Source organism: Terasakiella sp. 4MB5A, assembly GCF_050058155.1.
GTDB classification, from domain to species: Bacteria; Pseudomonadota; Alphaproteobacteria; order Rhodospirillales; family Terasakiellaceae; genus Terasakiella; species Terasakiella halodenitrificans.
Window position 1 is genome coordinate 3,652,753 of record NZ_CP188815.1, and the last position, 24,845, is coordinate 3,677,597.

24 protein-coding genes are annotated in these 24,845 nt (G+C 47.6%); 18 read left to right on the forward strand and 6 right to left on the reverse strand.

Annotated features, from left to right (window positions below):
- Positions 1 to 10: 10 nt before the first annotated feature.
- Complete coding sequence (infC, locus tag ACI0FF_RS17400) at positions 11 to 547, forward strand: translation initiation factor IF-3 (RefSeq protein WP_419798014.1); 537 nt, start codon at positions 11 to 13, stop codon at positions 545 to 547.
- 50 nt (positions 548 to 597) lie between these two features.
- On the opposite strand, the gene ACI0FF_RS17405 is transcribed toward infC, so the two are convergent.
- Positions 598 to 2,865 (reverse strand): PAS domain-containing hybrid sensor histidine kinase/response regulator, encoded by a 2,268-nt coding sequence (locus ACI0FF_RS17405; protein WP_419798015.1) that lies wholly within the window; start codon positions 2,863 to 2,865, stop codon positions 598 to 600.
- Positions 2,866 to 3,252: 387 nt separating this feature from the next.
- On the opposite strand from ACI0FF_RS17405, the gene ACI0FF_RS17410 reads away from it, so the two are divergent.
- Positions 3,253 to 4,041, forward strand: coding sequence for a substrate-binding periplasmic protein (locus ACI0FF_RS17410; protein WP_419798016.1), 789 nt, complete (start codon positions 3,253 to 3,255; stop codon positions 4,039 to 4,041).
- Between the two features lie 183 nt (positions 4,042 to 4,224).
- Entirely contained in the window at positions 4,225 to 5,313 is a 1,089-nt protein-coding gene (locus ACI0FF_RS17415) for a site-specific DNA-methyltransferase (protein ID WP_419798017.1), read from the forward strand.
- Between the two features lie 169 nt (positions 5,314 to 5,482).
- On the opposite strand, the gene ACI0FF_RS17420 is transcribed toward ACI0FF_RS17415, so the two are convergent.
- Together ACI0FF_RS17420 and ACI0FF_RS17425 are read right to left on the reverse strand one after the other, a co-directional pair.
- Positions 5,483 to 6,154, reverse strand: a complete 672-nt coding sequence (locus tag ACI0FF_RS17420; protein ID WP_417832284.1) for a hypothetical protein — start codon at positions 6,152 to 6,154, stop codon at positions 5,483 to 5,485.
- Between the two features lie 18 nt (positions 6,155 to 6,172).
- Positions 6,173 to 7,183 (reverse strand): inverse autotransporter beta domain-containing protein, encoded by a 1,011-nt coding sequence (locus tag ACI0FF_RS17425; protein ID WP_419798018.1) that lies wholly within the window; start codon positions 7,181 to 7,183, stop codon positions 6,173 to 6,175.
- 190 nt (positions 7,184 to 7,373) lie between these two features.
- Between ACI0FF_RS17425 and ACI0FF_RS17430 the strand changes: the two genes are divergently transcribed.
- Complete coding sequence (locus ACI0FF_RS17430; RefSeq protein ID WP_419798019.1) at positions 7,374 to 9,089, forward strand: hybrid sensor histidine kinase/response regulator; 1,716 nt, start codon at positions 7,374 to 7,376, stop codon at positions 9,087 to 9,089.
- On the opposite strand, the gene ACI0FF_RS17435 is transcribed toward ACI0FF_RS17430, so the two are convergent.
- Positions 9,079 to 9,699, reverse strand: a complete 621-nt coding sequence (locus ACI0FF_RS17435) for a LuxR C-terminal-related transcriptional regulator (protein ID WP_419798020.1) — start codon at positions 9,697 to 9,699, stop codon at positions 9,079 to 9,081. The two genes, ACI0FF_RS17430 and ACI0FF_RS17435, sit on opposite strands and share 11 nt — an antisense overlap.
- Before the next feature lie 195 nt (positions 9,700 to 9,894).
- On the opposite strand from ACI0FF_RS17435, the gene pyrF reads away from it, so the two are divergent.
- From pyrF to ACI0FF_RS17495, 12 genes are all read left to right on the forward strand, one after another.
- Complete coding sequence (pyrF, locus tag ACI0FF_RS17440; RefSeq protein WP_419798021.1) at positions 9,895 to 10,593, forward strand: orotidine-5'-phosphate decarboxylase; 699 nt, start codon at positions 9,895 to 9,897, stop codon at positions 10,591 to 10,593.
- Between the two features lie 6 nt (positions 10,594 to 10,599).
- A complete protein-coding gene (locus ACI0FF_RS17445) occupies positions 10,600 to 11,298 on the forward strand; it encodes a hypothetical protein (protein ID WP_419798022.1) in 699 nt (232 codons plus the stop codon).
- Between the two features lie 3 nt (positions 11,299 to 11,301).
- Positions 11,302 to 12,135: a hypothetical protein gene (locus ACI0FF_RS17450; RefSeq protein ID WP_419798023.1), complete on the forward strand. Its 834-nt coding sequence runs from the start codon at positions 11,302 to 11,304 to the stop codon at positions 12,133 to 12,135.
- Complete coding sequence (locus ACI0FF_RS17455; protein WP_419798024.1) at positions 12,119 to 12,760, forward strand: phosphoribosylanthranilate isomerase; 642 nt, start codon at positions 12,119 to 12,121, stop codon at positions 12,758 to 12,760. The genes ACI0FF_RS17450 and ACI0FF_RS17455 overlap by 17 nt, the downstream gene beginning before the upstream one ends.
- Positions 12,761 to 12,841: 81 nt before the next feature.
- The gene (trpB, locus tag ACI0FF_RS17460; protein WP_419798025.1) at positions 12,842 to 14,053 is read left to right on the forward strand and encodes a tryptophan synthase subunit beta; all 1,212 of its coding nucleotides are present in this window, start codon (positions 12,842 to 12,844) and stop codon (positions 14,051 to 14,053) included.
- Positions 14,050 to 14,880 carry a tryptophan synthase subunit alpha gene (gene trpA, locus ACI0FF_RS17465; protein ID WP_419798026.1) on the forward strand — a complete coding sequence of 277 codons (831 nt, stop codon included), beginning with the start codon at positions 14,050 to 14,052 and terminating at the stop codon, positions 14,878 to 14,880. The genes trpB and trpA overlap by 4 nt, the downstream gene beginning before the upstream one ends.
- 13 nt (positions 14,881 to 14,893) lie before the next feature.
- Positions 14,894 to 15,913: an acetyl-CoA carboxylase, carboxyltransferase subunit beta gene (gene accD / locus ACI0FF_RS17470; RefSeq protein ID WP_419798027.1), complete on the forward strand. Its 1,020-nt coding sequence runs from the start codon at positions 14,894 to 14,896 to the stop codon at positions 15,911 to 15,913.
- 67 nt (positions 15,914 to 15,980) lie between these two features.
- A complete protein-coding gene (locus ACI0FF_RS17475) occupies positions 15,981 to 17,183 on the forward strand; it encodes a bifunctional folylpolyglutamate synthase/dihydrofolate synthase (RefSeq protein WP_419798028.1) in 1,203 nt (400 codons plus the stop codon).
- Positions 17,161 to 18,288, forward strand: coding sequence for a Mur ligase family protein (locus ACI0FF_RS17480; RefSeq protein WP_419798029.1), 1,128 nt, complete (start codon positions 17,161 to 17,163; stop codon positions 18,286 to 18,288). The genes ACI0FF_RS17475 and ACI0FF_RS17480 overlap by 23 nt, the downstream gene beginning before the upstream one ends.
- On the forward strand, positions 18,285 to 19,394 hold the full coding sequence (locus tag ACI0FF_RS17485; protein WP_419798030.1) for a bifunctional folylpolyglutamate synthase/dihydrofolate synthase: 1,110 nt from the start codon (positions 18,285 to 18,287) through the stop codon (positions 19,392 to 19,394). Before ACI0FF_RS17480 ends, ACI0FF_RS17485 begins: the two co-directional genes overlap by 4 nt.
- Before the next feature lie 51 nt (positions 19,395 to 19,445).
- On the forward strand, positions 19,446 to 20,132 hold the full coding sequence (locus ACI0FF_RS17490; protein WP_419798031.1) for a DUF1223 domain-containing protein: 687 nt from the start codon (positions 19,446 to 19,448) through the stop codon (positions 20,130 to 20,132).
- Between the two features lie 80 nt (positions 20,133 to 20,212).
- Entirely contained in the window at positions 20,213 to 20,425 is a 213-nt protein-coding gene (locus ACI0FF_RS17495; RefSeq protein ID WP_188663518.1) for a hypothetical protein, read from the forward strand.
- Positions 20,426 to 20,544: 119 nt separating this feature from the next.
- On the opposite strand, the gene htpG is transcribed toward ACI0FF_RS17495, so the two are convergent.
- Positions 20,545 to 22,407 (reverse strand): molecular chaperone HtpG, encoded by a 1,863-nt coding sequence (htpG, locus tag ACI0FF_RS17500; protein ID WP_419798032.1) that lies wholly within the window; start codon positions 22,405 to 22,407, stop codon positions 20,545 to 20,547.
- 223 nt (positions 22,408 to 22,630) lie between these two features.
- On the opposite strand from htpG, the gene ACI0FF_RS17505 reads away from it, so the two are divergent.
- Positions 22,631 to 22,996: an HPF/RaiA family ribosome-associated protein gene (locus ACI0FF_RS17505; protein WP_419798033.1), complete on the forward strand. Its 366-nt coding sequence runs from the start codon at positions 22,631 to 22,633 to the stop codon at positions 22,994 to 22,996.
- Between the two features lie 58 nt (positions 22,997 to 23,054).
- Here ACI0FF_RS17505 and ACI0FF_RS17510 read toward each other — a convergent pair whose 3' ends face one another.
- Positions 23,055 to 23,486, reverse strand: a complete 432-nt coding sequence (locus ACI0FF_RS17510; RefSeq protein ID WP_419798034.1) for a hypothetical protein — start codon at positions 23,484 to 23,486, stop codon at positions 23,055 to 23,057.
- A gap of 433 nt (positions 23,487 to 23,919) precedes the next feature.
- Between ACI0FF_RS17510 and ACI0FF_RS17515 the strand changes: the two genes are divergently transcribed.
- A complete protein-coding gene (locus tag ACI0FF_RS17515) occupies positions 23,920 to 24,693 on the forward strand; it encodes a ferredoxin--NADP reductase (RefSeq protein WP_419798035.1) in 774 nt (257 codons plus the stop codon).
- Positions 24,694 to 24,845 lie beyond the last annotated feature (152 nt).

Sequence of the window (24,845 nt, forward strand, 5' to 3'; positions counted from 1 at the left end):
TCGTCGTCCGATGAAGGCGCAACCGGCCCAAGATGGTCCTCGCGTCAATAAAGAAATCCGCGCTCCGCAAGTTCGGCTCGTAGATGAGAATGGTGAAATGGTTGGCGTTGTCTCAATTGATGAGGCACTGAAACGCGCGCAGAAAGCAGGCATCGACCTGATCGAAGTGTCGCCCAACGCCGAGCCGCCTGTTTGTAAAATCCTGGATTCAGGTAAATACAAATATGAAGCTCAGAAACGAAAAGCTGAAGCCAAGAAAAAGCAGAAGGTCGTTCAGGTCAAAGAGATCAAAATGCGTCCTGGCATTGATCAACACGACTATGAAGTCAAGATGCGCAATGTCGTCAAATTCCTTGATAACGGTGATAAGGTAAAAATTACCTTACGTTACCGTGGTCGTGAAATGGCTCACCAGGAATTGGGGATGGAAGTTCTCAACCGCGTAAAAGCGGATACGACAGAAATTGCAAAAGTTGAACATCAGCCGAAAATGGAAGGCCGTCAGATGATTATGATCCTTGGCCCAATCCCGACTGGCGTAAAATAGTTTATCGCACTTGTGATGTAAAAAAACGGCGCTAAAAACAGCGCCGTTTTTTATTTGCGCACCTGAAATGTTTCCGTCAATTTTGTGTACAATTGAGACCAGTTCAGCGGCTTGGTCACCACATCATTTGCGCCCGCTTCCAAATATTTACCACGATGTTCTGGAAAAGCATCCGCCGTAAATGCAAAAATCACGGTATTGCAATTAAGGTTTTGATCCTTTCGAATATGTAAAATGGCCTCAACACCATCCATCACTGGCATTTGCATATCCATAAGAATAATATCAAACTTCTTTTTCTGCGCAATATCTACGGCTTCTTGACCATTAGAAACGATATCAACCATATGTCCTTTTTGACGTAAAAGCGCTGAAACAACCTTTTGATTAACCACATTGTCTTCTGCCAACAACATCTGTAACGAACCAATATCCATTTTACGAGATGGATTGTTATTTGGGGCATGTACCTGATCAACGGGTATATCTACTGAAAAAGTTGATCCAGAATTCAATTCACTATTAATTTTTAGACGCCCACCTAAAAGTTGGCACAATTGTTTAGTAATTGTCAGCCCAAGCCCCGTACCACCATACTTACGCGTTGTCGATGCATCAGCCTGTGTAAAAGGCTCAAAGGCACTATCCACCTGTTCTGGCGTCATACCGATACCAGTATCTTCCACCGCAATATTTAGGGATACTTTACCCGGCACCAATGGGGTGACACGCATGTTAACCCGCACATGTCCCGTTTCCGTAAATTTTACCGCATTACTCACTAAATTCGACACAATTTGGCGTAAACGTAAACCATCCGACTTTACCCAAATATCACTATAGTCTTGCGCATTTGACGTTAGCTCAACCCCTTTAGCCTGCGCTGTCTCCTTAAACAAATGCAACACATTTTCAATAATGGCGCTAGAGTTACAAGGCAAAATTTCAATTTGTAATTTCCCTGCTTCAATTTTTGATAAATCAAGAATATCATTCAATAACATCATCAATGCATTAGAAGAACTGCCCAGATCATCCAGAAGGTCCGCAACTTGTTGTGGATTGCATTGATTTGATTTCAGAAGCTCAATAATCCCCTTGATCCCGGTCATGGGGGTACGTAACTCGTGGCTCATCGTTGCCAGAAAATGCGATTTTGCCTCACTCGCTAACCGTGCTTCATGAGACGCCGCTAATGCCCTTTCCTGTAATTCCTTTTGCTCGGAAATATCCATAAGCGCCCCCACCAGATAATCAAAACTACCGTCATCATCAACAACGGGGGAAATGGCGGTTGATGTTGGGATCAACTGTCCATCCTTGGTTCTATTGATAAATTCTCCTTGCCATGTCTCTCCTCGATTTATACTCGCCCATAAATTTTGATAAACCCCTTCCGGTGCCATTCCACTTTTAATAATCGAGGGACGCTGACCGATATATTCTTCTCTTGAATACCCGTAAATTCTCTCAAACGCAGGGTTGGCATAATGAATTACACCCTGCTTATCCGTAATTAAAAAAGATACCGGTGATTGTTGTACAGCCGAAGACAACAGGCGTATTTCTTTGCGTAAAATTTTCGAACGCTGCAAATCTAAATAAAGCCAGAACGCAATGACCAAAATCCCAAACGTGGCAAGTAAAAGCGACAAAATTAGAATTTTATTCTCTTCCAACCAATTGCTAAATGTTGCGCCATGATCAACACTGACAACAATACCCAAGGGATATTTGCTGGAAAAACGGATTGTCGTTTTACTTTTCACCAACCAACCTTCTTGTTCTCTTAGATGGCTTTCATCCCGCCCTTCTTTAAAGCTCGAAATCGCTTTTTGAATGGCATTCAAGCTCGTACTTTCGCGTCCTTTCGATAAGAGAACAGTACCATCCGCACGAAGAAGGGCATAACTATCACGATAGCCAAGGTCGGTTGTATTAAACAAACGATCCATATAATGAGCATTCATCCCCACCAGGACCCGATAGGCCGCCTCTGGAGAAGTATTGTTCAGACTTAAGAGTAATGGTATTAGCCTGCGCGGCGAAGACTTCGATGCGACATCACCCATTTCCGGTAAAAAGCGCCCATCAATTGTATCGCCAATTTGTATACCCAAAGACAACACATTAAACGGCTCATCAGAAAAACGTAAGCGCTCAAGGTCAATTTTTGTACGACTGCGCATATTGCTGTTAAACAGAACATCATCGCCACGTAAAAGAATAACCTGACGGATATGAGGCGCAAATCGAATCAGATTGCCAATACGCCGTTCATAAATGGCGAGATCAATATCACCTTCTTCAAGTTCCAAATCCTGCAAAATTCCGAACAGGCTATTTTCAACAGCCTCAACCATGCGCGTGATACTGCTTTCGATCATGCGTGCATAAAGCTTACTCAGGTTATCTCGTTCTGCAATCGCAGCCTGAAAACTGATCCAAAGCATAGAGGCCACCAGCCCCAAAACACCAAACGAAATAACCGTATAGCGCATAAAAGGCGGACGATGTCTTTTAAATATACGATACTTCTTTGACGCCAAGTGACCGATCTTTCACGAAAACATATTCTTGTATTTATTTTATAAACCAATATCTAAAAGAAAACTACGATATCAGTAATCATAAAAGTTACAACTTGCTTCATATTAAACCCTGAATTAATAATAATCAGCTAATTTCGATGGGGAATTACGAAAATGTTACGTATGATTGTTAGTGTAATTTTATTTACACTTTTTGCACTGCCAACTAATTCTAATGCCGAAAGTCGGCTTGAAACAATTCAAAAAAACAATGAACTTCGCGTTTGTATTTGGCCAGGATACTTTGCCATTTCCTATCGCAATCCCAGAACGGGGCAATTGGAAGGCATCGATATTGATATGGCGCATGAATTTGCAAAATATCTAGAGGTAAACCTTAAGTTTATCGATAGCTCTTTTGGCAAAATTAAAGAAAATATGACCAATGATGCATGCGATATTTCCATGCATGGTGTCGGTGTACGCGATGATCGCAAACCTTTTATGGATTTCTCCGAACCACACTTGATCAGCGGAATTTATGCGATCTCTATGAAATCCAACCCAACGATTAAACGTTGGGAAGATATCGACCAAAAAGATCATATCGTTGTGGTTCAAAAAGGAACCTATATGGAACCGGTCATGCGTGAGTATCTGAAAAAGGCAGAGCTTTCTGTCGTAGACAGCTTCAAAGCCCGTGAACAAGAAGTTGAAGCCGGGCGTGCCGATGTCTTTATGACCGATTTTCCCTATGGTCGGCGTATGGCATCCCTCACCACTTGGGCGCATTTGATGGAACCGAAAAAAACGTTGGCCCCCACACCATATGCTTATGCCGTCCCCAAGGGGGAACCCGATTGGCTGGCAAAGGTCAATGAGTTCCTTCAAATCGTTAAGAAAGATGGACGACTGGCTGCTTCTGCCAAAAAATATGGCCTCAGCCCGATTGTCGCCAAATAAGACCTAGACCTTCTAAGCAAACTATTCCAAAGCCCGTGAAACCTTGTGTTTCTGCGGGCTTTTTCATGCCTTAACCAATTCGTTAACAAAAGGTAAATTTTTATTTATAATCAATAAGTTATCAATAAAAAACTTTGTAAGCGTTAAGACTTTTTTTACCCGATTCGCCGTAGATTCTTTCTCATGAAAACGCTACAAACTTTACCGCTGAATCAAATCTTGCAAGGTGATTGTATTGAAATGATGAACAGCCTTCCGGAAAAATCTGTTGATCTGATTTTTGCGGATCCGCCCTATAACCTGCAACTCGGTGGTGACCTGCATCGCCCCAACAACACCAAAGTCGACGCCTGCGATGATCACTGGGACCAGTTCGACAGCTTTAAGGCTTATGATGATTTTTCCAAAGCCTGGTTGAAAGCCGCACGTCGTATTTTAAAAGACGACGGTACGATTTGGGTGATTGGATCTTATCACAACATTTTCCGTGTGGGTGTTACCTTGCAGGATTTGGGCTATTGGATGCTCAACGATGTTATCTGGCGCAAGACAAACCCGATGCCCAATTTTCGGGGCCGTCGTTTTACCAATGCGCACGAAACAATGATCTGGTGTTCCAAATCAGAAAAAGCCAAATACAACTTCAATTACGAGGCCATGAAAGCCTTTAACGACGATGTGCAAATGCGATCAGACTGGCTGCTACCCATCTGCAACGGGGGGGAGCGCCTGAAAGACGATGCCGGACAAAAAGCACATCCAACCCAAAAACCGGAAAGCCTGCTCTATCGCGTGATTATGGCGTCCAGTAAACCCGGTGATGTCGTTCTTGATCCCTTCTTTGGAACAGGCACAACGGGTGCCGTTGCCAAAAAACTCGGGCGCAACTTCATCGGTCTGGAACGTGAAACCGATTATATCAAGGTTGCTGAAAAACGTATCAAGGCAATCAAAGGCACGGTTGACACATCCCTGTTGACCACACCGGCCAAACGTCAAGCCCCGCGCATTCCGTTTGGGACACTGCTGGAACGCGGTCTTTTGGAACCGGGCACAACACTGACCGATATCAAGGGACGCTACCAAGCCAAGGTCCGTGCCGATGGAACACTCAGTGCCGCCAATTTCCGGGGATCCATCCATCAGGTAGGTGCCCGTGTCCAAAATGCACAAGCCTGCAACGGCTGGACCTTCTGGCATATGGAAAAAGCGGGAAGTCGCGTCTGTATCGACGAACTTCGTGAACAGGTCCGCGCTGAAATGGCCAGCTAATCTATTTTCTCTATATACGCGGCTTTCGTCTTGAACGCTGAAAGACGGCTGCCCTTGATTTCGGACATATCCCACAGCGTTTTCATCATCGGGATATATCCAAAAAAATACCCTCGCTCTGATCAAGCGAGGGTATTTTTTGTGGGTTTGCCGATTTACATAACCGACTTCAAGGATCTTGTGCCGTAATCGTAACGGTTGGTGGTTGTGGGAAAGTGACTGTACAGGCACCACCACCATGTCCAAAAGCCTGGGAGGTATCGAACTTCACATCAATACGCGGGAGCTCACCTTTGCAGGTGTAAGGCGATGCAAGTGCGATGGTCATTGTAAACTGGCTGGCCCCATCTGTTTGCGTAATACCGTAAGTCGAATAGTTAAATCCAGCCAACCCGGGCACCGCTTGAACCGTTGCCTGATTGGGAAGCTGCATGGTTGCTGGCAACACCGCCCCACCAGAGGCCGCACCGGCTAAAAACGCACCACGCGCGCCGCTGCCACCGTTTGTTTTACACGTCCCGTCATCCCCACTGATCACAAAGGACGTGGACATTGTTACCCGGACATGGGACCAGGTTTGAAAAAGCGGGATCCCTTGCAGGTCAATAAATTTACCGACCTCTTCCCCAGCGCTGGCAGAGGCGATATCAAAAACTTTGGATGAACTTCCCAAAACGAATGGCGCGGTACATGTTGCACTTTGGCACAGTTCAACCTTGGTAATCGTCACATCATAACGTGTTGCCTGACCCGAATTTGTCCCTGTGATTGGGCTTGCATTGACCGATGCTGCAAAGAACAACACAGACAAAACAAAAAATATGTTTGTAAATTTTAACATTTTTCTCTCCGATCCGGCTTAGTTGCTGCGACTAATCACAACGCCGCTGGAACGACGTTCAACAATAATACGATTTTCGCGGCGCACTTTATCCAGATTATGTTCGCTCATATCGCGCATATCCCATGCCTGATCGGCAATAAAGGATGAACTGAGGGCCACAGGCCGATTGGGCTGCCCCCCACCGGGACCAAAATTGAAGCTCAGCTTCATAAAGACTTCATCGTCGCTGAAATTATCATCGCGCCAACCCGCTTCAACCGTCAGATTTTGGTAAACGTCGGCTTCCATACTGGCTGTCCAGCCCTTGATATCTTCGCTATTGAGAACCGAATCCCAGAAATACCGTTTTCCATAGACCCGTGCCCACGGCATATAAGGGATTTGCAGACCAAGCTCAACATCGTAGCCATCCAGCACTTCTTCGCGGGTATCACCACTCAGGCCACGTCCGCTTGCCCCGCCGATTCCCCAATAGGCATTGCTGGCAAAATCCAGACCGGACCATTTTGCCTCAACTCCCATACCAAAACGTTTATGGCGGCGTTTCCATTCCCAATCAAAGAAGGTGTTCGCCCCCAGCATAATTGTATTGTCGTTTAATAACTGACGATACCCCAAACCGATGTTTGTTACATCGCGGTCCGTCCCCAGATATTCATACCGGTTTTGGCTGAGTTGAGTGAAAACGGTTTGTTCCTTGCCTTCACTTTCGTAAAGGGGCTGCACAGTCAACAAAGACCAATAAGGTTTGCCGTCATCCTGTATTTCAGCCTCAAATTCGATACGTTGGGCCCATTCAGGCAAATCTTCACCGATTGCCGGTAAAAAATATTCAATCGCAGCTTGCCCCAGATTAACAGCAGCCCCTTGAACATTGTCACTGGCCGCCATTTGAACGGATTGAGCGACTTTCTGATACGTTTTTTGCGCATTTGGATCTTCGGCGTTTGCCACCGTGACACAACCCGCAGATATGCCCGCAACAATTGTCGCACGACACATATACTTTAAGTCAAATCGAGACATTTTGTTAGACCTACATTCCCCTGAGAGCAAAAACTTGCTCTTTCTTCAAAACCTTGGCTAAATTAATGAGTTCTTACCCCTAACTCAATTGCTACACATGTAGCATACACCTCTTAATTACTACACAATAAAAGTGCATTTTACCATCCGGGGATATACGTAGCCAACGCCAACACTGTAGATTGACAAAATGACATCTGTGCAGACTGAACAAATCCGACTATTTGCCAAAGCCCCCAAAACCATTGTGATCGGGCACATCAGCTCGTTTGCCGTTTTGTTGTATCTGGCAACAAAATCCTCAGCCCTTCCATTTGGCTTGATTATCACGTGGGCCATTCTGGAACTTGCCCTCACGCCGGGGCTTTTACTTTACATGAAAATATGGGCAAAAGATCTGCCGGAAGACACAAAACTGCAAGACCGGTGGATCAGCTTTCTCAATGTACTGGTCTGTCTGGTCGGTAGCAGTTGGGGGATGATGCTGTATCTTTCGCTTGCAACAGAAGACCCGGCTTCTTTTGCCATGCAAATGGCCATTGCAGCCGGTTCAACGGCGGCGTCTGTCAAATCCCTTGGTCTGTTTCGCTGGACCTTTATTTGTTACGGCATTCCCTATCTGGGCCTGTTATCTATCAAGCTTGTTCTATTGGGCGGTGACTTTATTTTATTAGCCATTCTCGTCATGGTTTTTTTGCTTATGATGTTATTGCTGGCCAAGGATGTTTTGGCCTCTTTCATGGAATATGTCGCTATCAAAAACGAAAACCTTGATCTGATTGCCCAGCTTCAAAATGCCAATACGCAAGCCCGTTTGGCCAATCGGGAAAAAACCCGGCTGCTTGCCTCTGCCAGTCACGATTTGCGCCAACCGGTTCATGCAATGGGCTTGCACCTGGAAACCCTGTCTGGCAGTACGTTACCTGAGGCTGCGCAAAAAACCGTTGATCATTTACGTCAATCTATTCGCAATCTCAGCAATATGTTCACCTCTTTGCTGGATGTCAGCCTGTTGGAAACCGGAAATTTCACAGTTCAGACCCAAACGATCAATCTCCCGGCCTTTCTCAATAACATTGCCGAAGAATTCAAGCCATTGGCTGATATTTGCGGGGCAACCATTGAAATCAAATGCCCCCCTTACTGGATTGAAAGCGATTCGGTTCTCTTGCGCCGAATTGTACAAAACCTGCTGTCCAATGCCTTGAAATATGGCGGCAAAGGCACTGTCACGCTGGAAGTTACACATACCACCAACACCTTGGACCTGCATGTCAAAGACCAAGGCAGCGGAATTGCATCAAAAGAACGCGACCAGATTTTTGAAGAATTTAAACGTGCGACCACCATCACAGACAATGCCCAGACACAAGACAGTATCGGGCTGGGGCTTGCTATCGCTAAAAAACTATGCGCCCCTTTGCATTTGAATCTTGATCTCCACAGTTCATCAACAGGTTCGACCTTCACCATTTCCGGTCTTAAGGTGGGAACCGCGAAACCGGCAGCACCTCCTGAAATCACATCAAATAATTCATTAAACGGTTTACATATCCTCATCGTTGATGACGACCCGGACAGCCTACGCGCCTGCGAAACCTTGCTTGCCCATTGGGGGGCCCGTGTCAGTTATGCGCAATCGCTTTATGAAATTAAACCTTCCGACGCCCCCGATCTGGTTTTGAGCGACTTTTCATTGGGCAACGGCGTTACCGCCTTTGACGTGCAGGCACAAATTGACCAACAAAGTCCCCATCGTGTTCCCTTTATCGTCCTGTCCGGTGAAACCGATCCAAAGATTATTGATGAAATTCGCACACGTGGTCTTTTACTGATCCCCAAACCGGTTCAACCAGCCCGCCTGCGCGCTGCAATTGAAAGCCAGTTGGCCCAGATCAGGCACTAGCATCTTGATCCATTTTATGCGCCCATGACGCCGCCGCCGTGCGCGAATTCACATTTAACGCCCGCATCAGGGCTGAAATATGACTGCGCACGGTAAAAGGCGATAAATCCAGAACGCGGGCAATTTCTTTATTGCTCATGCCTTGGCTCAACAGATCAAGGACTTCGCGTTGGCGTGGCGGTAAATTCGACAGGATTTTACGTTCCTCTGTATCGGCATCAATCAGAAACTCCCCCATCGCCAAAACCCGTTCCCCGGCCCAGACATTACAAATATGACTGCGAATTTCTTCCGGTTCCAAACTTTTGGACACAAACCCGTTCACGCCCATATCCATAACCTGCTGAATATCGTCTTTGCGATCCAGCATGGACACAATCACCAAAGGAAGCAATGGATAGGATTGTCGAATATGGGGAAGATGTTTCTTGTAATCAAAATTAGGCACGAACAGGTCCAAAACCGCAAGATCATAAGGCTGTTCCAATGCCTTCATAAGGGCTGTTCCCTCACCAACCTGCGTACACTGTACCCCGTCAAACGCTTGCGCCATCAACCCGCATATGCCACTTCGAAACATCGGATGATCATCTGCAATTAAAACCCGCATCGTTCCCTCAATTCACCTTACCCGCCTATTTTCATAACGTAAACACGGGCTTTTTGCCAAGGCAAAGATTGGGGTTTTCCCAAAATGACTTTGATATAACCCTTCCCTGCCCTTTCTTTCTTTGACATCAATGCCTAAATCCCCTAAGCCAAAAAAAAGTCCTTTTTTCCCGTTTCGATCAAGTGAGCCTTACCGATGAAAGCTTTTGAACGTATTTATGTCGCCTTGGATACAACCGATGTGTCCTATGCTGTTGAACTCGCCCAAAAACTGAAAGGGCTTGTCGGGGGGATGAAGGTCGGCAAAGAATTTTTTACCGCCAATGGCCCGCAAGGGGTTGCTGCCATTCGGGATGTCGGCATGCCGGTTTTCCTGGATTTGAAATTCCATGATATTCCCAATACCGTTGCCGGGGCCATTCGTGCGGCAAAACCGATTGCGCCACAGATTATCAACGTGCATGCCCAAGGCGGGCCGGAAATGTTGAAACAGGCTGCAAACGCCGGACGCGACGCAGGCATTCCCCTGACCATCGCCGTGACAATCCTGACAGCGCTGGATCAAGACGATCTCAGCGCCATCGGCGTTAATGACACCATCGAAGACCAAGTTGTCCGTCTTGCGAAACTGACCCAAGACAATGGTTTGGACGGTGTGGTCTGTTCTGCCAAAGAAATTGCCCCGATCCGCGCGGCCTGTGGTCCTGATTTTAAATTAATCGTCCCCGGCATTCGCCCGGCATGGGCGGCCAAAGGCGACCAAAAACGTGTAATGGCCCCGCGTGATGCCGTTATTGCAGGTGCCGATATTCTGGTCATTGGCCGCCCGATCACCCAAGCCGATGATCCGGTGGAAGCCGCCCAAAAAATTGCACACGAACTGGAAGGGCTGTAAGCCGATATGGAAATGCAAATCATGACCGTCGTTTTTGACGCATTAGCCTTTATGCGCGCAAATGCGAAGGTCTTTCGCAAATATATTTTCCTACCCCTGTGCTTGTCCATTGCCTCGCTATTTCTGGTAAAAATTCCGGTCGTCGGTTTAACGCTGTCGACAATTTCCAATTCATTTGCGCTTGCTTTATTGGGGGTGTCGTCTACCCGGTTTTACCTGCTGCGTAATGCCGATGCTGTTGCAGACGGGGCCAATCGTCCTTTCGTCCGTTTCTTCTTTCTGACCTTCTGCCTGACATTTTTGGGGCATATGGCAGAAATTTTTGAATATCTCCCGCCGGAATATATGGGCGGCATGTTTATCTGGATGCTGCTTGGCTTCTGGGTAAATTTAAAGATCTGCCTTGCCTTTCCGGCCCTTGCAATGGACCACCCCGGTTCCGTCTGGGATAATGTCAAAGCCAGTTTCAACTGGACAACCGGATATGGGTTTCGCATCGTGGCGGCATTCCTGTTCTGTTATTTCCCGGTTATTTTCTTTACGCTTGCCTTAATGCAGGTTCCAGATTTGACACCCTCGCTGGATAATTTTTGGGCCAGCCTGCCTCAACTGATTTTTTCAGATATCCTGATTGTCTTCTCTATGCTCTGGTCATCACTGGTGCTGGCAAAGTTCTATGAAAACATCGTCCTGAAAAGGTCTTAAAACATGCTGGACATCCCAAAACCTGACGAAAAACTGCCGGTTCTGGCCCTCGTAAACGGGGTTTATGCCGTCCTCTTTCGCAATCCGATGATCTTTGTCAGGGCGGGTTTATTTCCCTTTTTGCTTTTGCTTGCTATTAACCTGTGGCACACCCCGCAAAGCTGGGGACCAGAAGCCTTTTACGGCATAAGGGTTGTTGAATGGCTGATGATCCTCGCTCTTTGGACCTTTTATGCGGTACAATTACAACGCTTTATCCTCAAAGGATCTTTTGAGGGTGCCGCATCTTTCCTGCCGAAATTGAATGTACGCGAATGGCGTTTTTATAAGGCTTCCCTACTGGTATTGATGCCGCTGACTATCTTTGCCTTCTGGTTTGATCAGCCGTTATTTTTCCATCAACCCGATATTTTGGTCATGGGCGGCATAACGGCCTTGGACGGGGTCAGCCTGCATTTATACGCCAGCCTGTTTCTAGGCTGGATCATGCAGGTTTTTGCCTTTGTTCTGCCTGCAATTGCTGAAGATGCCCCCCGAACAACGCGCGATCTATTCGCCATGTCATTTCATGCGTTACGTCAAGATTTCACCCGTCTATTTGCTGCCAGTGTGTTGGTTGCCTTGCCCTTATGGGTTGCCGTTTTTATCCTGCGCCTTATTTTACACATGCCTGTCTTCACCCAATTGGCAATGGGGGATGAAGCGTCCGCCCTTGCATGGAATTTAATGTTTTTAACCTTGGAGACCGCCAAAGTCTTTATCGGGGGCGGATTACTCGCTATGTTATGGGCACTCGCCTATGGAAGAACGAGAGGACGCCATGTCTATAGCCGTTAAAATCTGTGGATTAAAAACACCCGAAGATGCCCATATTGCCATACAGGCCGGGGCCGACCTGTTGGGATGTGTCTTTTTCCCGCCCAGTCCGCGCCATGTCAGCGCAGAACAAGCGGCAGAAGTTTTCGATATGGTCGGTGATGCCGATGTTTTAAAAGTCGGCCTGTTTGTTGATCCAAGCGATGATGAACTGATGAGCGTTCTTAATCAGGTTCGCCTTGATATTATTCAACTTCACGGACATGAAAGCCCAGAACGTGTTGAAGAGGTGCGTCAGACCTTTGGCCTGCCGGTTATGAAAGCCCTGCCCATCGAAACGACTGAAGATGTGGAAAAGGCGCAAACCTATGACGGTGTGGCCGATCGTTTGTTATTTGATGCCAAACCACCCAAAGACGCGACACGTCCGGGCGGTAATGCCATTGCCTTTGACTGGTCCTTGCTGCGCGATACCCAATGGACGGTGCCGTGGATGCTGGCGGGTGGTTTAACCGTGGATAACGTCAAGGATGCGGTGAAACAAAGCGGATGCAAAGCGGTCGATGTTTCCAGTGGGGTTGAGGCCGAAAAAGGCGTCAAAAGCCCCGAGTTGATAGAAGCTTTCCTCAAAGCCGTAAAAGGCTGAGTAAAAAACGCCATTTTTCTTTGCCAGTCCTTTTCGACATGCGCTATAAGACAAGCAAATATTTATAGGTCACGTTTAACGATGAACACACCCAATACATTTATGGCAGGCCCGGACGAAGACGGGCGTTTTGGTATTTTCGGCGGACGTTTTGTTGCTGAAACCCTTATGCCCTTGATCCTCGATGTTGAAAAACATTTCAACGAGGCCAAAAACGACCCGGAATTTCAGACCCAAGTTCAAGGTTACCTGAAACAATATGTTGGTCGCCCCAGCCCGCTTTATTTCGCAGAACGTTTCACAGAACATTGCGGTGGGGCAAAGGTTTATTTTAAACGCGAAGACCTGAACCACACAGGTGCACATAAGATCAACAGCTGTATCGGTCAAATCCTGCTGGCAAAACGCATGGGTAAAAAACGCATCATTGCGGAAACCGGTGCGGGCCAACACGGTGTGGCAACCGCAACCGTTTGTGCCCTGTTTGGTTTGGACTGTACCGTCTTTATGGGCGCCACCGATATTGAACGCCAACAACCCAACGTCTTTCGCATGAAATTGCTGGGCGCAGAAGTTCGCCCGGTGACCGCCGGGTCCGGCACCTTAAAAGACGCGATGAACGAAGCGTTGCGCGATTGGGTCGCCAATGTGCATGATACCTATTATTTGATCGGCACGGTCGCAGGACCGCACCCTTACCCGGTTATGGTGCGCGAATTCCAGAAAATTATTGGCGAAGAAGTCCGCGAACAGATTATGGAACAGGAAGGCCGACTGCCTGACACGCTCGTGGCTTGTGTCGGTGGCGGGTCCAACGCAATGGGTCTGTTCTATCCCTTCCTGGATGATACGGACGTGCGCATTATCGGCGTCGAAGCTGCCGGTCACGGTGTCGATACCGATGAACATGCCGCTTCCCTGACAGGTGGACGCCCCGGTGTGTTACACGGCAACCGGACCTATTTGCTGCAAGATGACGATGGACAGATTACCGAGGCCCATTCCATCTCTGCCGGGTTGGATTATCCGGGTATTGGGCCGGAACATAGTTTTCTGTTTGATGCCGGACGGGTGGAATATCATTCCATCAAAGACGACGAAGCGGTCGCGGCGTTCCAGCTTTGCACCAAATTGGAAGGCATTATTCCCGCCCTTGAATCCTCGCACGCACTGGCGGAGGCTGAAAAGCTCGCCAAACAAATGCCCAAGGATGAAATCCTCGTGGTCAATATGTCCGGGCGCGGCGATAAAGATGTCAACACGATTGCCAAGGCGATGGGGACCGTACTATGAGCCAGACCCGATTAAAAACACGTTTTGACCTGCTCAAGGCCGAAGGGCGTTCCGCGCTCGTTACCTTCATCACCGCTGGTGACCCGGACCTTGCCACATCGAAAAAACTGCTGATGGGCATGCCCGGTGCGGGTGCCGATGTCATTGAACTGGGCATGCCGTTTTCCGACCCGATGGCCGATGGCCCAGCCATTCAATTGGGATCACAACGCGCCTTGGCGGCAGGCATGAACCTGAAAAATGTTTTGGCGATGGTACGTGAATTCCGCCAAGCTGATAACGACACACCGATTGTTCTGATGGGATATTTCAACCCGATTTATTCTTATGGTGTGGATAGTTTCCTCAAAGACGCGGCTGAAGCCGGGGTTGACGGTTTTATTATTGTGGACCTGCCACCGGAAGAAGAACGCGAATTCGCTATTCCCGCCCAAAAGGCCGGTTTGGATTTTATTTATCTATGCACACCGACCGCAGATGATGCCCGTCTGCAATTAATTGCAAATCGGGCCAGCGGCTTTATTTATTATGTATCCATCACCGGGGTAACCGGGACAGCATCCGCCGTAACATCCGATGTAGATGCAGCTGTGAAACGCATTCGTCAACATAGTGACTTGCCTGTTGCCATCGGTTTCGGTATCAACACGCCCGATCAGGCAAAAACAATGGCGGGTCTCAGCGATGCAGCTGTTGTCGGTTCTGCCATTGTCAAGCGGATCGCAGATAATCTGGACGAAAACGGCAAGGCCAAAGCGGGTTTGTCCGAGGCTGTTCTCTCTTATGTACAAGAATTGGCTGACGGCGTACACGCCGCCAAAGCTTAAAGGGGTTTAATCGATGAACTGGTTAACAAACTACGTAAAACCGAAACTGCGCGACCTTGTGCGCCCCAAGGAAATCCCCGATAACCTTTGGCACAAATGCACCAAATGTGGTCAGATGATCTTCCACCGTGATCTGGAAAAGAACCACCACGTTTGCCAACATTGCGGCCACCATATGCGCCTGTCCGTAACAGCGCGTCTGGAATTGTTATTTGACGAGGGAAAATATACCCGCGCCGAACTGCCAAAGGTCAAACAAGATCCGTTGAAATTTACTGATCGCCGCAAATATAAAGACCGCATCAAAGAATCGCATGCAAAAACCAAGGAAGACGACGCTCTTGTAGTCGCACATGGTAAAATGGGTGGGCAGAATGTCGTCATTGCCGCTTTTAACTTTGCCTATATGGGCGGTTCTATGGGAACAGCTGTCGGCGAAGGGCTGGTTGCAGCTTCCAAGCTGGCGATTGTACAAGATGCGGCCCTGATCGTTGTTCCGGCATCCGGCGGAGCACGTATGCAAGAAGGTATCCTGTCCCTGATGCAAATGGCACGCACCACCATCGGTGTGGAGCGGGTTAAAGAAGCAGGTCTACCCTATATCGTCGTCCTGACCGACCCGACAACGGGTGGGGTTTCCGCTTCTTTTGCGATGCTGGGCGATATTGCGATTGCAGAAAGTGGCGCTGTTATTGGTTTTGCCGGTCGCCGCGTGATCGAACAAACCATTCGCGAACAACTGCCGGACGACTTCCAGACTGCTGAATATTTGTTTGAACACGGCATGGTCGATATGGTTGTACGCCGCCACGAACTGCGCCCGACCCTGATCAATGTTCTCAGCCTGTTGCGCAATACAAAACCGGCAGGGGATTTAGTCGAACTGGCGCATGGTGACAAACCGGTCGAGTTGGAAGTCGAAGATAACATCAACGACATTCCGCCACCGCCGGATATCCGCCGCCCTGACAGTGAACCGCTTCCGGGCACAGAAGAAAAAGACGAAAAGGACGAGGACCATAAAGCTGACTAGCGATCTCCTTCTCTCAGAAATTGCCAAGCTCCATGACAAAGATATTGATCTGGGGCTTGAGCGATTTTTGACCCTGCTGGAACGATTGGGCAATCCGCAGCAACAACTGCCGCCCACCATTCATGTTGCAGGCACCAACGGTAAAGGATCCACCGTCGCTTTTTTACGCGCCTTTTTTGAATCCGTTGGATACAAGGTACACAGTTTTACCTCGCCCCATTTTTTCAATGCCCGCGAAACCGTTAACTTGGCAGGTGAGGAAATTGAAGAAGACACCTATTGCGCCCTTCTCCAAGAAGTTATAGACGCCAACGCAGGTGCGCCCCTCACTGTATTTGAAGCCATGACCGCCGCTGCCTTTCTGGCGTTTAGCCGTACCAAAGGCCATGTCCTGTTGCTGGAAACCGGAATGGGCGGATTAGGCGACACCACCAATGTGATTGAAGCCCCGATCGCCTGTGCCATTACGCCGATCTCACTGGATCATAAAGAATTTCTGGGGGAAAGCGTTGCTGAAATCGCCCGCCATAAAGCTGGGATTTTAAAAAAGGGCGTTCCCGTTGTCATTGCCAAACAAGAAGACGAAGCCTATCACGCCATTCGGGAACGGGCCAAACAGCTGAATGTCCTCATGTATCGTGAACGGCGCGAGTGGTTCATTAAAAAAGCAGGCGAACGTATTATTTTTGAAGGATGGAAAGGCGTTGATCGCGCATGGCCCCGTCCTGGTCTGGTCGGGTCCCATCAAATTCAAAACGCAGGTGTCGCCTTGGCCTGTCTAGAATTGGTGAAAGACCGCTTCAATTTCCCTGATGAAGCCTTAAACAACGCCATGCGTTCCGTTCACTGGCCGGGGCGATTGGAACGCGTCACCCTAGCGAGCTTTGATCCAAAATGGGAAATTTGGCTGGATGGCGCCCATAACCAAGCCGCCGGACAAGCCCTGCGTCGGCAGCTCAAAAAATGGGATGATCGCCCGCTTTATCTTATCCTTGGCATGCTCAAACGAAAAGACAGCAAGCCGTTTATTCGTGAAATTGCCGATGTTGTTGATCATGTCTACACCGTTCCTATCCCAAACCAGCCCTGTAAAAAACCAGAAAAATTGGCCCTTAATGTCATGAATATCGGGGCAACGGCAACGGTCTGTGAAGACTTGCCTCTGGCCTTGGAATTGATTAAACGCGAACGCACAAAAACGGGACGGATCGTTATTTGTGGCTCCCTCAGTCTTGTGGCCAACTTCTATGAATTACAATCACGCGCTTGATCTGATTTTTGAAAGCTACATTGCTGTCAAACCGCTGTTAAAAGGACGTTTGGACCGCGATGTTCGCAATCCACATATTATCCTGAATATGGCCCAGCAACTGGATTTAATCCCGCCCACCGATAAAATCCTGAAAGTCACCGGGTCAAAGGGCAAAGGCACGGTTGCACGGCTTTGTGCCCACAGTCTTCAACCGTTTGGCAAAGTGGGTCTGGTGATTTCCCCAGAAGAAATCGACCATACCGATCGCATGCGCATTAACGGACAGCCGATGTCCGAAGACCGTTTTATTGCTTGTTTTGAGAAAATATGGGCACAAATTAAAATACCATCGCCGCCTGATTATCTCTCGCCCTACGGTCTGTTTTTATTGATTGCCCTGCAATGGTTCAAAGAAGAAAACGTCGATCTGTTTGTTATTGAAACCGGGCGCGGTGTACGTTTTGATGAAGGCGGTCAAATCCCGGCCCATACTGGTGTCGTAACCTCTATCTTTTTAGAACATGGTGATTATCTGGGGCCAACACTGGATGATATACGCGCAGACAAACTTTCCATTTCAGAAACTTGTGACCATCTGGTCATAGGTGCGCGTGATACAAAGACACTCGACCTTGCCTATCCACATTGGTACGAACTGGCCCGCCAAAGCGCCACCGAAGCCTTACGCGCCTTTCGTGGGCGCGCCATTGATATTATCGATGTCCCTTGTGCCTCTTTCACCACACGACAAGATGCCAACCGGACCTTGATGTACGAAGGCATGATCGCGCGTGATAGTGCGGACGAGGTCTTTCTACATCGGCTTATGCAGGATTATAACGGGCAGGTGCATTTTTATCTGTCGCTGCCCGATGATAAAGATTTCGATGGTATTTTGGACCTGTTGCAAAAGACGGGTGCATCAATCTCCCAAATCATCCTGACCGGGGAACGCGGCTTCTTATCCTATGAAAAGGCAAAACAACATCCGATTGCCTATCAAGGGGATTTCAACGATGTTTACGCCCTAAAATCCGGCCTTGATTTACCCAAAACGGGATTGATCTATTTTATCGGTACGCAAACCTATTTGCGCTTGATTAAACGGGCTTATTTCACATGACGGCTATAGATCGCCTGCTTCAACATCCCCGTTTTGGCCTCCCCGGTGTTAATGAACGCATGGCCCAACTTTGCCAAGGGCTGAACATGGTGCCCAGCATCAAAGTTGTCGGATCAAACGGCAAAGGCACCACCGCGCACCTTATGGCCCGAATGGCACAGGGGTTGGGGAAATCTGTCGGGCTTTATACCTCCCCCCATTTATTGCATGTCAACGAACGCATCCAGATCAATGGACACATGATCACAGATGAAGACCTCGATGCTTGCCTGACACAGGCTTTAAACCGCGCGCGCGCCCTTCCACAAAGCGGGCGGTTTGAAATTTTGACCCTTGCGGCCTTGATTTTCTTTGCTGAACAAAAGGTCGATCTCGCCATTATGGAAATCGGATTGGGCGGTCGATTCGACCCGGTTCGTATTGCACCGGGCACAATTTCGGTTTTAACTTCAATCGATCTGGAACATACCGCCATTCTGGGAAAAACCCTTCACGCCATTGCAAGTGAAAAGGCCGCTGTTTGCAAATCGGGCGATACACTCCTCAGCGCCGTGGATAGTCTTGAAGACTGCATACCCGACGGTGTGACCTATATTGATCTCTCCTGCCCGCCCCTTGATCCGCTGCAAAGCAATGCCCGACTTGCCGCCCATGCCTTAAAACATCATTTTGCGCTCGACACCTTACCTGAAACATTTGGTATTCAGGTTCCGGGGCGGTTGCAAAAACTGTCCTCCCATCCACCGATCTATGTGGACGTCGCCCATAACGCGCAAAGTGTTGCAACGGCTGTTTCAGCTTTTCCTGAGCGTCCCATCAGTCTAATTTGTGCTTTTAAAAATGATAAAGACCTCGCTGCAATAAAAGGGACATTTCATCATGTGATTGCCCTTCAATTTGATGCCGATATGCACACACCAGATCATATCCTCACCCACTTGAACGCCACATATAAAGACACCGCACACGATATCGATAGTGCCCTTACGTTCGCAAAAGGCAAACGACCTGAGGATGGCGTTATTCTTTGCCTCGGCGGCTTTGGTATGGCAGGACGGATCTTGGCTTATATGCAGGGTGCTCACTATGATGTGATTGGCTTGTGAAGGAAGCAATACCTATTCTTGAGGGGTGATCCATAATGAAAGCCCCCACAGATGAAAAAAGCAACGTTTCTGACCCTCAGCCTTCTTCTCGGATTCAATTTTCAGGCTAATGCCAATCAACTGGTCGCCCTTGTTGAACTTTTCACCTCGCAAGGATGTTCGAGCTGCCCGCCTGCCGATGCATTTTTAGGCAAGCTTGCCCAGCGCCCGGATGTGCTTGCCTTGGCCTACCACGTGGATTATTGGGACTATATCGGCTGGAAAGATGTTCATGCCAAAGCAGACTTCACCCAACGTCAACGCAACTATGCCCACAACTTCAACTTACGTTATGTCTACACACCTCAAATGGTGGTATCCGGTCGATATCAAGAGAGCGGCAATAATCAGGCCCATATCTTAAAGGCGATAACAAATGAGCTTGCCCAGCAAACGGAAATTACCCTTGAATACAGTACAAGCAGTCTTTCCATTAGCGGACCGAAACAGGAAGGCCCGCTCAATGCATATCTGGTCAATTACCTGAAAGAAAACACAACCGAAGTCCGCCGTGGGGAAAATCGCGGGCGCAGCCTGACCAACTATCATATTGTTCAATCCCTGCAAAAAATCGGGACATGGTCGGGTGGACAAAGTCATTTTGACCTTTCTGCACAAAAGGACAGAAACATCGGACAAGGGTTTTTTCTACAACATCCTGAAACTCTTGAGATTATAGCAACCTTTAAACTGGATTAAAGTCTTTCAACCAAAGCATTCCTTGAAATCAACCTCCTGCAAACTATATCCATGCAAGTCACATCGTGAAGGAGGAAGCTATGCTATTAGGCCTGAACATCCTGAAGTCCCCGAAGGAAAAGGTCGAGCTTCCCGTTATCGGACCCTACGGTAGCGGTGGGCAAGAGCCAAAATTAAAAGAACTTCTGGACGACCCGATTATCCATTTAATCGCAAAATCCGACAAGATTGCACCTCACGAACTCGCCGGTTGCGTCGAACAGATGCGCAAGAAAATCGGTTCCAAACATTAAGGCACACAGACTTCTAGGCGCTTAGAAGATATAGATAGATAGATAGATAGATAGATAAATAAAAAACGGGCCGCGAAAGAAATCTCCTTTCGCAGCCCGTTTTCACTTTTATCTCGGTATTAAACCAAGCCTTTTTCCATTGCCGATGTCATGCGACGGGCAAAAGCCGTCATATCGGGAATGGTTTCACCTTCAATAATACGGGCCTGATCCAGCAAAAGATGCGCCGCATCATCCATCGTCGGCGTTGTCCCATCTGCAGACAGGTCAACCAGTTTCTTAATCAGGCTGTGTGTTGGGTTCAGCTCCAGAATTGGGGCATCATCCGGTACGGCCTGACCATGCTGTTTCAACATACGTTGCAAGTTGCGATCCATCGCCCCTTCGCCAGCGACCAGACAAACGGCGCTATCGGTCAAACGGTCCGTGGAACGAACTTCTTGAACGCTATCGCCCAACACCACTTTGAAGGCAGCGCACAAACGGTCCACACCATCTTTATCGGCACTGTCCTCTTTGCTGTCTTCTTCATTTTCCCCATCCTTCTTAATCTTGGACAGGTCAGCCCCACCTTTAGTGATCGACTGGAATTGCTTTTCTTCAAAAGCGCCTACACCGGGGATCCAGAACTCATCGATCGGGTCGGTCATGAACAGAACTTCAACCCCTTTGGCCTTAAAGCCTTCCAGTTGCGGAGATTTCTTCAAGGCATCGATATCATCACCGGAAATATAGAAAATCTGATCTTGGCCTTCTTTCATACGTTCGACATATTGCGCCAAGGAAACCCAATCATCACCCTTTGTCGATTTGAAGCGTGCCAAGGCCAAACAATCCTGTTTATGGGCAAAATCTTCGTAGATACCTTCTTTCATGACCGCGCCGAAGTTTTCCCAGAACGTTGCGTAGCCTTCTGTATCTTTTTCGGCCTTTTTCTTCAGCTCACCCAAGACTTTTTTAGTCAAGCCAGCCTTGATTTTTGCCAGAACCGGATTGTGTTGCAGCATTTCGCGTGACACATTCAACGGCAAATCCCCACTATCGACAACACCGCGTACAAAACGCAGGTATTGCGGGATAACTTCATCACAATCATCGGTGATAAACACACGATTGACGTATAGCTTCAGGTGATTTTTACGTTCCGGTGTGAACAAATCCATCGGGCGTGAACCGGGAATGAACAGCAAGTTGGTATATTCAATCACCCCTTCAACCCGGTTATGTAAAGTCAGCCACGGATCATCAAAGGCATGGGCGACATGGTGATAGAACTCTTTATACTGTTCTTCACTGACATCGCTTTGTGAGCGTGTCCAGATGGCAGAGGCAGAATTCAGCGTTTCGTCTTCTTCGCCTTTGAGCTCAATCGGAATATTGATGTGGTCGGAATAGGTTTTAACGATATGACGCAGACGATGGTCTTCTAAAAATTCGCTTTGATCTTCGCGCATTTTTAATTGAATGGTCGTGCCATGGCTGTCACGTGTGGCATCCCCAATAACATATTCACCTTCGCCGTTGCTGGTCCAGGACCACGCCTTGTCCTCACCTGCCTTACGGGTGGTCACCACCACTTCTTCGGCCACCATGAAGGAAGAATAGAACCCGACCCCAAATTGGCCAATCAAATTGACATCGCTTTTCCCGCTATCTTGTGCTGCCTTTAAAAAGGCTTCAGTGCCGGATTTGGCGATTGTCCCCAAATTATTAATCAGATCGTCATGGTTCATACCAATGCCGTTATCGGCAATCGTCAGGGTTTTTGCCTCTTTATCAAGTTCCAACGAGATTTTAAAATCTGAGTCACCATCAAGAAGAGACGAATCGGTTTGCGCTTCATAACGCAATTTATCGCACGCATCCGATGCGTTAGAGATCAATTCCCTGAGGAAAATCTCTTTATTGCTGTACAAGGAATGGGTGACAATATGCAGAAGTTTGCTGACTTCTGCCTGAAACGATAATTTTTCTTCGGTCATGGCTAAAATTAAATATCCCTATATTGATAATGGATGTGGTGGATATGTCTAAAAAAACGTCCGTATGCAACCCTTCTTGTATAAAGAATCTGCAAAACTTGCATCTCTTATGTTGCGTAATCAAAAATAAGCAGGTAAGAGAATGGGAAATTCACTGATCTTTGCGCCGTTTTCCGGCACGCAAGGTCGCAATCTGTAAAGTTTTTTTTAGGGCACGAGATAAATGCAGTCTCCTTTGCAAATCGTTTTTCGCGATGTTGACCACTCCGACGCTGTCGAAGCGCGTATCCGCGAAAAAGTTGAAATGTTGGAAAAACATTCTGACAAAATCGTTAGCTGCCGCGTCACCGTAAGCACGCCGCACAAAAGCCAGACTAAAGGCAAACTGTATGACATTCGTCTCGACATCAGCATGCCGGGCGAAGAAATCGTTGTGAACAAAAATCACAAAGATGACCACGCACATGAAGATGTCTATGTCACGATCCGTGATGCATTTGATGCTGCACGTCGCCAAATTAAAGAATGGGTTCAACGTAACCGTGGCGAAGTAAAACAGCACGAAGACGATGAAGCCATTGCTGGCTAAGCACTGACACAATTCATAAAAAAGCCCGCCGACCCTGAACAGGACGGCGGGCTTTTTTTTATGCTGCCTCGCTTGCGGTAGACGCTTCCCTTTTTGGAGGATAGATACAGAATAATAACACAAGCCCCAATGCCGCCACAAACCCGGCCAAGGGGGAAAGGGCACTAAAGACCACCACAATAGCGGCACATAACAACAGATTAACCAGATAATATCGCCCAACCGGGCGCAAGGACGTTGAGCGAATACGACCGATCATCGACGCATACATAAATGTGGAACTGGCAAAGGTCAGAAGATAATTCACTACAATGATTTCCATGCCCGCCAAGGCTTCTTCCATAATCATACTGGCAATAATATTAAACGCCATGACCGCCACAAAACGAACAACGAATTCACCCCGCGAAATCACGGTTTGAAATTTCACGTCATATAAGAAGGCTAAAATAGGCGGTGCGATGAGTGAAAAAATTAAAACGGCTTGCATGGTAATAGCTCAAAAATCGATTAACGACAAAGTGGATAAGCTGCTACACCCCGAGCAAGGCAAAATTAGGGCACAGAAGTAAACGCTATATCCTCATACTCTCTGTAATTATGAAAAGATGAGACACTTTTTTTTCTTGAGCAGAGATTTAAAACTCTAAGAACCGTTCTTATATTCACTTTACTTAACCCAACTAAAATAGTAGGAATAGGCCAAATTCGCCGTTCACACGTTAATGTGGGTGCGAATTTTATATATTTTCTATTTAACTAAAATTATTTGTAATTGACAAATAATTAACACTGCGTATTGTGCATTTAATTTCAGGACACAACATTCGACCGTTCCTGTAATATTGAGATTAGACCCCCTATGTATGGACAGGCGTGGTTTGCCCACGACCCCGACCATCGCGAACACGAAGAGAGTAAAAATGGCTTTTTACCAAGAGGACGTATTAGAAGTAAAACACTGGAACGACAGCCTGTTCAGCTTTAAAACCTCGCGTCCAGATGCATTGAGATTCCATAATGGCCACTTTGTTATGATCGGTCTGGAAGTTAACGGTAAACCACTGACGCGTGCCTACAGCATCGCCAGCGCCAACTACGAAGAACATCTGGAATTTTTAAGTATTAAAGTTCAAGATGGACCGTTGACCTCACGCCTGCAACACCTGAAAAAAGATGACAAAATCCTGATCAGCAAAAAACCGGTGGGGACATTGGTTGTTGATGATCTGACACCCGCGAAAAACCTATTCCTGTTTGCCACCGGAACCGGCCTCGCCCCATTTATGAGCATCATTCGTGATTTTGAAACCTATGACCGCTTTGACAAAGTCATTCTGGTTCATGGTGTGCGCCATGTCAGCGAATTGGCCTATCAGGATTACATCGACGAAGAACTGCCCAATCACGAGTACCTCGGCGAAATGATCGCAGAAAAACTGGTTTATTATCCAACCGTGACACGTGAACCTTTCCGTAATCAGGGCCGTCTGACCGATTTGATCCTCAACGGTAAACTGTGTCAGGACCTTGGCTTGCCGCAACTGAACCCGGAAACGGACCGCGCCATGATCTGTGGCAGCCCGAGCATGCTGGAAGATACCTGTAAAATTCTCAATGATCTTGGTTTTCGTGCCTCTGCCCACACGGGCGATGCTGCCGACTATGTAATTGAACGCGCCTTTGTAGAACGCTAAATCCTAACTGAAGTAACCTGAACCGAATTGCCCCCCAATCCACGTTCGGGATACTTTATAAAACGCCCTGCCTTGACCAAAGGCAGGGCGTTTTTATTTGTATTTCAGTAAAATTGGTATATAAGAAAAACCTCAAGAATACACTTGCTAGA

Excerpts from the sequence above, each read along its gene's own strand:
- ACI0FF_RS17485 (WP_419798030.1), top strand. The coding sequence starts at position 18,285 with ATGACGGCTATAGATCGCCTGCTTCAACATCCCCGTTTTGGCCTCCCC.
- ACI0FF_RS17425 (WP_419798018.1), bottom strand. The coding sequence starts at position 7,183 with ATGTCTCGATTTGACTTAAAGTATATGTGTCGTGCGACAATTGTTGCG.
- accD (WP_419798027.1), top strand. The coding sequence starts at position 14,894 with ATGAACTGGTTAACAAACTACGTAAAACCGAAACTGCGCGACCTTGTG.
- ACI0FF_RS17415 (WP_419798017.1), top strand. The coding sequence starts at position 4,225 with ATGAAAACGCTACAAACTTTACCGCTGAATCAAATCTTGCAAGGTGAT.
- ACI0FF_RS17505 (WP_419798033.1), top strand. The coding sequence starts at position 22,631 with ATGCAGTCTCCTTTGCAAATCGTTTTTCGCGATGTTGACCACTCCGAC.
- infC (WP_419798014.1), top strand. The coding sequence starts at position 11 with ATGAAGGCGCAACCGGCCCAAGATGGTCCTCGCGTCAATAAAGAAATC.
- ACI0FF_RS17480 (WP_419798029.1), top strand. The coding sequence starts at position 17,161 with ATGAATTACAATCACGCGCTTGATCTGATTTTTGAAAGCTACATTGCT.
- ACI0FF_RS17410 (WP_419798016.1), top strand. The coding sequence starts at position 3,253 with ATGTTACGTATGATTGTTAGTGTAATTTTATTTACACTTTTTGCACTG.
- htpG (WP_419798032.1), bottom strand. The coding sequence starts at position 22,407 with ATGACCGAAGAAAAATTATCGTTTCAGGCAGAAGTCAGCAAACTTCTG.
- ACI0FF_RS17435 (WP_419798020.1), bottom strand. The coding sequence starts at position 9,699 with ATGCGGGTTTTAATTGCAGATGATCATCCGATGTTTCGAAGTGGCATA.
- ACI0FF_RS17445 (WP_419798022.1), top strand. The coding sequence starts at position 10,600 with ATGGAAATGCAAATCATGACCGTCGTTTTTGACGCATTAGCCTTTATG.
- ACI0FF_RS17495 (WP_188663518.1), top strand. The coding sequence starts at position 20,213 with ATGCTATTAGGCCTGAACATCCTGAAGTCCCCGAAGGAAAAGGTCGAG.
- ACI0FF_RS17420 (WP_417832284.1), bottom strand. The coding sequence starts at position 6,154 with ATGTTAAAATTTACAAACATATTTTTTGTTTTGTCTGTGTTGTTCTTT.
- ACI0FF_RS17490 (WP_419798031.1), top strand. The coding sequence starts at position 19,446 with ATGAAAAAAGCAACGTTTCTGACCCTCAGCCTTCTTCTCGGATTCAAT.
- ACI0FF_RS17455 (WP_419798024.1), top strand. The coding sequence starts at position 12,119 with ATGTCTATAGCCGTTAAAATCTGTGGATTAAAAACACCCGAAGATGCC.
- trpB (WP_419798025.1), top strand. The coding sequence starts at position 12,842 with ATGAACACACCCAATACATTTATGGCAGGCCCGGACGAAGACGGGCGT.
- pyrF (WP_419798021.1), top strand. The coding sequence starts at position 9,895 with ATGAAAGCTTTTGAACGTATTTATGTCGCCTTGGATACAACCGATGTG.
- ACI0FF_RS17450 (WP_419798023.1), top strand. The coding sequence starts at position 11,302 with ATGCTGGACATCCCAAAACCTGACGAAAAACTGCCGGTTCTGGCCCTC.
- ACI0FF_RS17515 (WP_419798035.1), top strand. The coding sequence starts at position 23,920 with ATGGCTTTTTACCAAGAGGACGTATTAGAAGTAAAACACTGGAACGAC.
- trpA (WP_419798026.1), top strand. The coding sequence starts at position 14,050 with ATGAGCCAGACCCGATTAAAAACACGTTTTGACCTGCTCAAGGCCGAA.
- ACI0FF_RS17430 (WP_419798019.1), top strand. The coding sequence starts at position 7,374 with ATGACATCTGTGCAGACTGAACAAATCCGACTATTTGCCAAAGCCCCC.
- ACI0FF_RS17510 (WP_419798034.1), bottom strand. The coding sequence starts at position 23,486 with ATGCAAGCCGTTTTAATTTTTTCACTCATCGCACCGCCTATTTTAGCC.